2 protein-coding genes are annotated in these 1,620 nt (G+C 51.7%); both read right to left on the bottom strand.

Annotated elements, in window-relative coordinates; all coding sequences use genetic code 11:
- Nucleotides 1-197 (bottom strand): hypothetical protein (locus V6D20_02055; protein HEY9814581.1); only part of this gene is annotated, 197 nt, incomplete at its 3' end.
- Between the two features lie 119 nt (nt 198-316).
- Nucleotides 317-1,620 (bottom strand): AIPR family protein (locus tag V6D20_02050; GenBank protein HEY9814580.1); only part of this gene is annotated, 1,304 nt, incomplete at its 5' end.

The raw sequence follows: 1,620 nt of genomic DNA, 5'->3' as shown, positions 1-1,620 counted from the left end.
ACCTCCTCTGATGGGAAGTGCCGATAGAAGGCTCTAAGTCTGAGGGTCTGTATAGCGTTTCCGTCTTTTTCCACAGACAACGCAATACGGAACTTGGAATCATCCCCAAAGGGATAGCGAGAAAATCCCTCGCCGAGACCTCCTGGCCCGGCAAACAGATCGATTACTGGAATTCTATTATCCGCCTTACTCCCCATAAACAATGATCATAGAAACGCCCAATGGCTGATCCAGGAAGAAATGCATTTCTGATGAACTTTCCTGTTATTCACGTGCCTTAATTTCCGGTGTCGCCCCTTGCTCATAGCGCGGACAATCAGGGGGCATCACTTGATTCATCCTCCTCATCGCATGACTCCTGCCACGCATCGATAAACTCGACCAAAGGGGCTGTCTGCCGAGGTGATGGCACATTTTGCCATCCAGAGGCACAATAACCTAGAATGGTGGAGGCAACGTTTGTCGGAAAGCCTGCATATTCGCTCTTTGTTCTCATCCATGCAACCAGCCGCTGCCATTCATCCGTTCCTAGTTTCATAACTTTGGCTTGGCGTTCGCGCTCCTCCGGGCTCAATGGTTTGGGCGCTGCCTGTTTTCGCTTCGATCTCTTGGCATTGTGGCGACCCACAGTAGGCATAGGTTGAGCGCCCTGCAACTTGGCCGCTAGGCCATCCTCAGGCTCCAAACCAAGGGCTTGGATATGCGCCCAGCATTCCTTTTTTTTGCACCACTCAGTGACATTGCGATCACCAGCAGATTCCACAATTTCAGCATGCACCTCTGGCATCCAGCTGCGCATCGTTTCCTCAACTTCATGGGGAACATCTTGGGACTCCCAGACATCATCAAGATCGAGTCTGCCACAGCACCGATATGCTAGTAGTCCCAGTGTGTAGGCCACCGCATTTGCCCTGTATGCATCGAACGCAATCTGACGGGCAATCTTCTCGGCTCTCTTGAAAAGGATTACTTTAGCGATCGCGTCCCTGTAATAATCCTCGTCTGGCAACCATGTGGAGCCTCTACGGCTGAGAGCTGACATGAAATCCACAAAGCATTTCTGCCCCCCGCGGCTTACCACATCCGGCTTCTCATCCCATGCATTCAATGCCTTGCACAGTACCGTCTTGTCGAGTTTTTGAGATTTGGGGGTTCTGAGGTCGAATTTTTTGAGTCTTGCAGGTGTGCGCCCTTCACGATTTCGCGCCACTTCGTATTGTCCACGGGCTCGTTCGTAGAACCATCGACTGGATTCACCAGGTAGCCAGACGCGCTCGGAAAGCTCCTGAAACTGGACATGAAAGGGATGATTTGCAGAGAAATCTGTCTCATTGACCTTGTTTTGTGTGTTTGAGCACCGGCTGATCATCGGCACCAACTCCTCCACTTTGTCGGGCTCGATCACGGTAATCTTGGCCTGCACACTCACCGTGGAAAGATCAGCTTTGTCACGGTCCTTGGCCCTATGGATAGAGGCCATTGTTTGACCTCCATTCACTACTTGGAGGCCTGTGAGGCTTGAAATGGCCTGCCCCCCATCACGGCACTGCACCAACGAAAGCGACTCCACAGTTGCCGAAATGCCGTTATTGAAGGCAAGGAAATGACCGGGATCATTCA

This window comes from Candidatus Obscuribacterales bacterium, from assembly GCA_036703605.1.
Classification (GTDB): domain Bacteria; phylum Cyanobacteriota; class Cyanobacteriia; order RECH01; family RECH01; genus RECH01.
This window is presented reverse-complemented; position numbering and strand designations above follow the sequence as displayed.